This window comes from Micromonospora sp. NPDC005367 (assembly GCF_040606825.1).
In the GTDB taxonomy this organism is placed as follows: domain Bacteria; phylum Actinomycetota; class Actinomycetes; order Mycobacteriales; family Micromonosporaceae; genus Micromonospora.
The window spans coordinates 62,580-70,028 of sequence record NZ_JBEXFP010000034.1; the positions used below are offsets into that span (position 1 = coordinate 62,580).

The 7,449-nt window shown below is 66.1% G+C and carries 7 protein-coding genes; 1 reads left to right on the forward strand and 6 read right to left on the reverse strand.

Annotated elements, in window-relative coordinates; genetic code table 11:
* Positions 1 to 364 precede the first annotated feature (364 nt).
* The gene (locus tag ABZS42_RS22130) at positions 365 to 2,059 is read left to right on the forward strand and encodes an amidohydrolase (RefSeq protein WP_355148105.1); all 1,695 of its coding nucleotides are present in this window, start codon (positions 365 to 367) and stop codon (positions 2,057 to 2,059) included.
* Between the two features lie 131 nt (positions 2,060 to 2,190).
* Here the strand turns inward: ABZS42_RS22130 and ABZS42_RS22135 are convergent, their stop codons facing one another.
* The 6 genes from ABZS42_RS22135 to ABZS42_RS22160 all read right to left on the reverse strand — a co-directional run.
* The gene (locus ABZS42_RS22135) at positions 2,191 to 3,447 is read right to left on the reverse strand and encodes a hypothetical protein (RefSeq protein WP_355148107.1); all 1,257 of its coding nucleotides are present in this window, start codon (positions 3,445 to 3,447) and stop codon (positions 2,191 to 2,193) included.
* 20 nt (positions 3,448 to 3,467) lie between these two features.
* Positions 3,468 to 3,848, reverse strand: coding sequence for a hydroxyphenylacetyl-CoA thioesterase PaaI (gene paaI, locus ABZS42_RS22140; RefSeq protein ID WP_355148109.1), 381 nt, complete (start codon positions 3,846 to 3,848; stop codon positions 3,468 to 3,470).
* Entirely contained in the window at positions 3,845 to 4,693 is an 849-nt protein-coding gene (locus ABZS42_RS22145) for an SDR family oxidoreductase (protein WP_355148111.1), read from the reverse strand. Before ABZS42_RS22145 ends, paaI begins: the two co-directional genes overlap by 4 nt.
* Positions 4,690 to 4,971, reverse strand: a complete 282-nt coding sequence (locus ABZS42_RS22150; RefSeq protein WP_355148113.1) for a hypothetical protein — start codon at positions 4,969 to 4,971, stop codon at positions 4,690 to 4,692. The genes ABZS42_RS22145 and ABZS42_RS22150 overlap by 4 nt, the downstream gene beginning before the upstream one ends.
* Positions 4,972 to 5,962: 991 nt before the next feature.
* Positions 5,963 to 6,373, reverse strand: a complete 411-nt coding sequence (locus tag ABZS42_RS22155; RefSeq protein WP_355148115.1) for a DUF2267 domain-containing protein — start codon at positions 6,371 to 6,373, stop codon at positions 5,963 to 5,965.
* A 470-nt stretch (positions 6,374 to 6,843) separates the two neighbouring features.
* The coding region (locus ABZS42_RS22160) for a transposase (RefSeq protein WP_355148117.1) at positions 6,844 to 7,449 on the reverse strand (606 nt) is incomplete at its 5' end.

Below are 7,449 nucleotides of genomic sequence, written 5' to 3' on the forward strand. Positions count from 1 at the left end.
CTGGTTGACACTCGGGCGACAGGCTGGCAGCATCGAAATCGGAGATCATCATTGTATCGTGCTGAAATGAGCCCGGCGAGCTCGATTCAGAATACGTAAACGTGCCCCGCTTCCTTGTCTCGACACCTTTTACGGTGGACGGGCACCGGATCCGGTCACCCGTGTAGCACCCGCTCATTCTGTTCACCTAATAGACGTACTTACTCTCCGCGCCATGAGGCCTGGCGCGTACTGCATCTATTGGAAACGTGGTCCTGGAGTCAGTGTGCGCAGCGGCGATCCGCTGACTAGTTCGGTCGGGAATGCGTCCGGCCGTTATGGGTCAAGGGCAACTCGGAAGAGTGTACGTACCTAGTTTGGGAGGATGTCGGTGTTCGAGACGGCGAAAAGCAGGTCGGACGGGTTGACGCGCCGGCAGATGGTCGGCTTGGTGGGGGCGGCCGGCGCTGGTCTCGCGGTATCCCCAGGGCTCGGCGGAGTTGAACCGGCCGCGGCGGCCCCAGCAGCCGCCGTTCCGGCGCCGCCGCAGGACCGACGACTGCAGGCTCTGAAGGAGGAAGCGATCAGGGCCGTCAACAAGCGCAGCAAACTCGTGCAGGAGATCGTCGACTCGATCTTCAGCTTCTCGGAGCTGGGTTTCCAGGAATTTCAGACCAAGCGGTATCTGCTTTCCATACTCCGTAAGAATGGGTTCTCGGTTCAGGAAGGGATCTCTGGCATCCCGACCGCCTGGATGGCCACCTGGGGTTCGGGTGGGCCGGTGATTGCACTCGGATCCGACATCGACGGCATTCCCCGGTCGAGCCAGAAGCCGGGAGTCATCGGTCGCAACCCGCTGGTCGAGCCGATCGGCTTTGACCACGCACCCGGGCATGGCGAGGGACACAACTCCGGCATGGCCGCAGTGATCGCCAGCGCCATCGTCCTCAAAGAACTGATGCAACGCCACAACATCAAAGGCACCCTCAAGCTGTGGCCGGGCGTAGCCGAAGAACTGGTGGGCACCAAAGCCTTCTACGTTCGCGACGGGTACTTCGACGACGTGGACGTCACGCTCTTCGCACACGTCTCCTCCGGCCTATCCGTGGACTGGGGTGCGGCTTCCGGCAACGGCCTGCTCTCGCTCGAGTACACCTTCCGCGGATCTCCCGGGCACGGCGCGTCACCGCACCTCGGGCGGAGTGCCCTCGACGCCGTACAACTGATGACCGCGGGTATGGAGTATCGACGCGAGCACCTGCCCATCCAGCAACGAACGCACTTCGTCATCTCCGAGGGCGGCGACCAGCCGAACGTCATCCCAGAGATCGCCAAGGTCTGGTACTACCTGCGCGAGGACACTGCCGACGAGATCATCGCGCTCCGGGCCCTGGCCGAGAAGATCGCACGGGGCGCGGCCCAGATGACCGACACGGAGCTCGTGAACATCCAGGTGCTGGGCGCGGCCTCGCCACAGCACTTCAACCGACCCGTCGCCGAGGCGGCAGCGGCGAACATGACGCTGGTCGGGATGCCCGCTTGGAGCGAGGACGACCACACCTACGCCAGAGCGGTCCAGAAGGCCGCCGGCAGCAGCAACCCGCGAGGGCTGGCGACGGAGGTGGCCGGGCTCTCCGGACCCATCCCGAACCAGTACCGGCAAGGTGGCGGCTCCGACGATATCGGTGACATCACCTGGAAGACGCCGACGATCACTATCCGGTACCCCGCAAACATCCCAAGCGGCGGACCGAGCCACACGTGGTGGAATGCGCTGGCGATGGCCACGCCGATCGCACACAAGGGCACGACCACCTGCGCTGCGGTGTACGCGACGACGGTTCTCGAGCTGTTGCTTCGTCCTCAGCTGGTGCAGGATGCCTGGGAGTATTTCGAGACGGAGCAGGCCGGCCGGTACAAGCCGCTGATCGGCCCGGACGACAAGCCGGCGGTCCACCTCAACCGGGAGCGGATGGAGCTATGGCGTCCGCGCCTGGAGAAGCTCTACTACAACCCGTCCCGGTACAAGACGTACCTTGACCAACTCGGCATCAGCTACCCAAGCGGGACGAGCAGGTAGCCGATGTCGGATACGTGCGTGGCTGGCCCTTCAGAGCGCCGGCCACGCACGTGGCAGGTTTTCGAACGCCCTAACTGGTGCCGTCATCACCGATCACCTGCGATGCCCGGTGCACGTCTGCGGAGGCCCATTCATTCCGTGAGGGGGCGCTCGTCGACGACCTGGACGAGCTTGCCCGTGCGCGGGTTGGTCACCAGCCCGTCGCGAGCCACCCATTCGACGCGGAGGTGGTGGATGGCACCGGCCTTCACCTCGGCTGGATACATCGGGCGAGCCTCGTAGACGGCTCCGATCAGCCGCTCGGTCAGCCCCGCCGGCGGCTCGTCCAGGCTCGCCAGGCGAAGGGTGAGGCCGTTCTTGCCGTCCCAGCGGCGCGTGACCAGCTGCATCCCGGTGATGACGCGGTCGGTGTCGGCCGCGATGAGGACGGCCCGGATGTCCTCGGTCGGCATGGACACCGCACCGAGCCTGGCGCCCTCGCCGGCGCGGCCCATCAGCCGGAAACGCTGGGACTGCGGATCGACCCACTCGGCGCGGTCTCCAGCGGGATACCGGATGATGGGCATCAGCGCTCGGAAGAGGTTGGTCACGAGGACCCGGCCGACGACTCCGGTCCGCGTGATCGGCTCGCCCGTCGTGTCGTCGACGATCTCCACCATCGTCCGGTTACGGAACGCTTCGTGGACGCGTACGTCCTCGCCCGGCACAGGAGCGCCGACGAGACCGGCGTCGACCGAGGCGTAGCCGAGCGAGGCGATGGCCGCCTTGGGAAACGCCCGGGACAACAGCGGTCGCAGGTCGTTGAAGAGGATGTCGCCGGCGAACAGCACCAGTTCGACGCAGTCGGCCGAATATCCGCTCCGCACTACGTGTTCCGCCAGCGACGCCAGCTTCATCGGCTCGCTCGCGATCACGTCCACGCCGAAGTCTTCGATGAGTTGGACGACGTATTCGTTCGAGGCTCCGCCGACGGGCAGGCGTACGTTGTCCACCGGTGCGTGATGCAGCGCGCCCTCGATATAGAGGAAGCCGCCGTAGAGTTCGCCGGCTCGGAACAGGTTCGCCACCTTGTGCCCCGGACGCAGGCCCGCCTGGACCATCCCCGCGCCGAACGCTGTCAGCGAGTCGGCGTGCTCGGTACGCGTCCAGGGTGAGAACTTCGGAGCACCGGTCGTGCCCCCGGATTTGTAGACCCCCGCGTCCGTCAGCGGTCCCGTGAGCAGCCGGTTGTCCGGCCAGCTGTTCGCGGCCCAGAACGCAGCCTGGTCGACGATCGGCAATTGAGTGAGGTGTGTGATGTTCTGCGGGACATCGCGGTAGAGCTCACCGTAGAACGGCGAGTTGCGGCGGGCGAAATCGACGAGGTCGGTTAGAGATTTGGCCGGCATGGATTCTCTCCTGTGGCTGCTCAGCGGATGGCTGCGACGGTCATGCTGTTGCCGCGGAAGACGGCGATGACCTCATTGGGGTGACGGGTGATGGTCACGTCGTAGATGCCGCTTCGGCCGTAGCGCTCCACCTCCACGGCCGCGGCGACGAGCTCGTCGTCGACAGCGGCGGCCCGCAGGAACGTCACTTGCGCGCTGTGGGCGACGGCCGGGCGGCCATGGCTGTTGCTGGCGTAGGCGAAGGCAGCGTCGGCAAGTAGGAAGAGGTAGCCGCCGTGGACGAAGCCGTGCAGGTTGGCCATCTCCGCGGTGGCCCGCATGCGCAATCTCGCACGGCCGGTGCCCACCTCCTCCAGTTGAATGCGCAGGGCCTGGCAGGTTGGATCCTCGAGGTCGGTCATGCGGCGCCGATCCATGTTCGGGCCAGGGCCTGGATGCGGCTTCCGTCGCGGTCGGTGAGCTTCTCCGAGAGGTAGTCCTCGACCCATTCGTTGGTGGCCACGCGAAACGGCGGGTCGTCGGAGGTCAGCGTGCGTACCACGGTTTCGGCCACCTCTTGAGCCTTTTGCCCGGCCGCTGCCCAGCCCTGGCTGACGACCCAGTCGAAGTACGCCTTGAACGTCGGTGCGTATGCGCCGGAGATGGCCTGGATGGTCTTGCGGTTGATGTCGGGGAACACGCCGAAGTTGGTGCCGAGGACGAAGCCGGGCACGACGACGGAGACCTTGACGCCGTGGGCCGCCGCGACCGGTGCGAGGCTTTCCATGAAGCCCTCGACAGCGAACTTGGCCGCGCAGTATGCCTCGTTGAAGGGCTGCCCTACGAGGCCGTGCACGCTGCCGATCGTCACCAGTCGGCCGCGGGCCGTGCGCAGGAGCGGCATCGCGACGCGGCTGAGCGCGATGACGCCGAAGAAGTTCACCTCCAGGTTGGCGCGCAGGTTGTCCATCGTTGACATTTCCAATGTCGGATCGAAGCTCGAGATGCCCGCGTTGTTGACCACCGCGTCGAGCCGCCCGTATCGCTTCACTAGCGCGTCGATGCACGTGTCGATCGATTCGGCGTCGGTGACGTCGAGATGGCGTACGTCCACCGTGATGCCGGCCGCGCCGGTGGCGTCCAGCAACGGCCGCGCCCGACTGGGATCGCGCATGGTGGCGATCACGGTGTATCCGGCGTGTGCCGCCGCGACCGCCGTCGCCAGACCGATGCCCGAAGAGGTTCCGGTGATGAGAACCGTCTTCATGATGCACTCTCCGCCAGCTTTGCCGCCGGCTCGGCCGCCACGGCCGCACGATCGCGGTCGGCCTGATCGAGCAGCGGCTGGACACGGATCGCGGAGACGAAGGAGAACGCCGCCAGGATGGTGCCACCCGCCATCGTCCATCGTGCCGCGTTCAGCACCCCCAATGGCTCGGTGAGCGCGTCGACCGCCAGACCACCGACGAGCGCGGCCAGCGGAATGACGCCCCAGGTCAGGGTCCGGAAGGCGGCATGCATGACGCCCTGGTTCTCGGCGCTCATACGTGACTGGCGAATCGGTGCGCTGCAGACGAACGTGAGGGCGGCAGCGGCTCGGCGAGGGACTGCCCGTGGCGCAAGGTGAAGACCGTGCTGGCCTCTTGATCGGCGATGACCCGGCTCCGGCGGATGATCTCTTCCTCGATGAGGGTCAGGCGGCGGCGAAAGTCGGCGTGACGGTGAGGCGCGGTATGCGGCTGAGGTCGACCATCGAGTCGCCCAGCAGGGTGGCCATCGTCGGCGCCGGCACGACGGCTTTCCCCTGTACGCCTGGGTCGTCGGTGCTGTTTGAGGTTAGGACGGCGATGAGCAGCGCGCGGGCGGCGTCCACAGCCGCCGGCCCGTCCAAACAGAGTCCAGCGGTGAGCGGGAGAGCAATGCCACCGGCAGGTGCGCCGCAGCTGGATTCGTTGGGCGGCGGAGGCGGTGCGATCTGTGAGATGACGGACTGACCGTCGGTGGATTGCCGGTCAGGAATGTGCTCGAGGACCCCAGGCGCGGCGAATGCCTTGCCGCAGCCGGGTCGCCGCAGCGAGGGGCGCTGCGTACACCACCGGCGACCTGGACCCAGTCAGGGGCCGAGATAGCAGAGCCGCCGCTAGCAGTATCTGGGGGAGTGGTGCCGTTGGAGCGAGGGATTGACGAATCGGGCGGCGTGGTACAGCAACGAGGCTGGAGTGCTGCGGGTGGCCCTCTAGACAATACGGCGATCTCGAAGACGGAACTGCTGCCCGCGACGATCTCCCGACGCAGCGGTCGACCCGAACTCGTCAGCGGGGAGGACGTGCCCCGGATTCACCGGGAGTATGCGGATCTGCGCGCCTGCACCGGACTCGCCGCGAGCCCCGTTTCATAGGGTGGCGGCCGTGCTTCCGGCGGCAGGTCAGCGACGGGAGCCGCTGGGAGCAGGAGGCGATCGCCAGCGGCACCGTCGTCTGCGAACGTAGGTGAGGAAGGCGCGGGCAGAGCTGCTGCTGCCTTAAAGAGGCGGGTGCTAAGAGCCGGGGCGCCGCCCGCCACCGGCACCCACCGGTTCGATCACCTGCCAGAAGTCCTTTGAAAGCTGGGCCGCCGTGTTCTCGAACTCGTCACGGGTGACAGCCTCACGGAGCGTGGTGAGCACCGCGATGACCCCGGGACCGGCGAGCGCACGGTCGATGTCCGGGCGGTCTGCCACCCGCCGCACGAACTCTTCCAACCCGAACGACGTAGCCTGTTCCCGTCCACGCGGTCCGCGCAGGTGGTCGGCCAGCTTGTCCGGAAGCTGATAGGCAAGGTCCTCTGCCTGGCCGGCGCTGATCCGATCTGCCAACGTATCAAGCGCCGTGGCGGTGAGTGTCGCCGCCTGATCGGTCGAAACCTTCGCCCGCGTCGCCACTGCGTTGATGAAATCCTGGTACTCCACCTGATTCCCCTCTCCGGCCGGATCGCCCTCGAAACGCCAGTTACGAGCCCTGACCGCAATGCGCCGCGGTTGGGTTCAGATGCGCCTTGTCGACGCGTACGGCAACACCCCCGCACGGGAAAGGCTCGCGTCGAAGCTGCTCGGGTCGACGTTGCCCGACAACGTCACGACGTGTTCGAACTGGCCTACCCGTAGAGGAGAGGCATATGCAAACCTCACCAGTCGGCTGCCGAACGAACTGCTACGTCGACAGCCTGCTGGGGCCGGGGGTGACCCTGCCTCATCCCCATCGTGCGAATACGAAGCGACCAGGGAAGAGCAAAGATCCGCAACCTGCATGAACGCCTGAGCTATCTGCCGCGCCACGTGATCACCGCATTCGCGCCCGCCGAAATTGAACGCCGCCTAATCGTCAGTGATCAGGCGGGGACGGCCACCCGCCCACTGAGACACCCCATGCCGATTCGGTGTCAAGCAGTAGCGGCTGATTGATGCGGCCAGGCGATGTTCTCGTCGTAAGCGGTGCCGGTTTTCAGGCAACCGTGGAGGATGCCGACCAGGCGGTTGGCGACTTGCCGCAGGGCTCGGCCGTGGTCGACGTCGCGGGCGCGTTGCTTGTCGTAGTAGGCGCGGGCGCCGGGCGAGCCGTTGACGGCGGAGAATGCCTGGGCGTGCAGCGCGTCGACCAAGCGGTCGTTGTGCACGTAGCGGGCCATGATCACTTTGCTTTTGCCCGATGCCCTGGTGATCGGGCTGGTCGCGGCATAGTTCTTGCGCGCCTTTGCACTGTTGTAGCGGTCAGGGTCGTCGCCGAACTCCGCCAGCAGCCGAGCTCCGGTGACCACGCCGATGCCCGGCTGCGACCGATAGATGGCGGCCTGGGGATGATCGATGAAGTGCGCCTCAACCTGTCGTTCCAACTGCTTGATCTGAGTGTTGAAGACTGCGATCACGGCGCTCAGCGCGGCAACCGTAGCGGCGTAGGCCTCAGTAACCGCTGCCGAACGGCCCAGGTGTTCACTGCGCAGAGCGGCGCTGATGTCCGCTGCTTTGGCGTGAACCTTGTGTCGATGAAC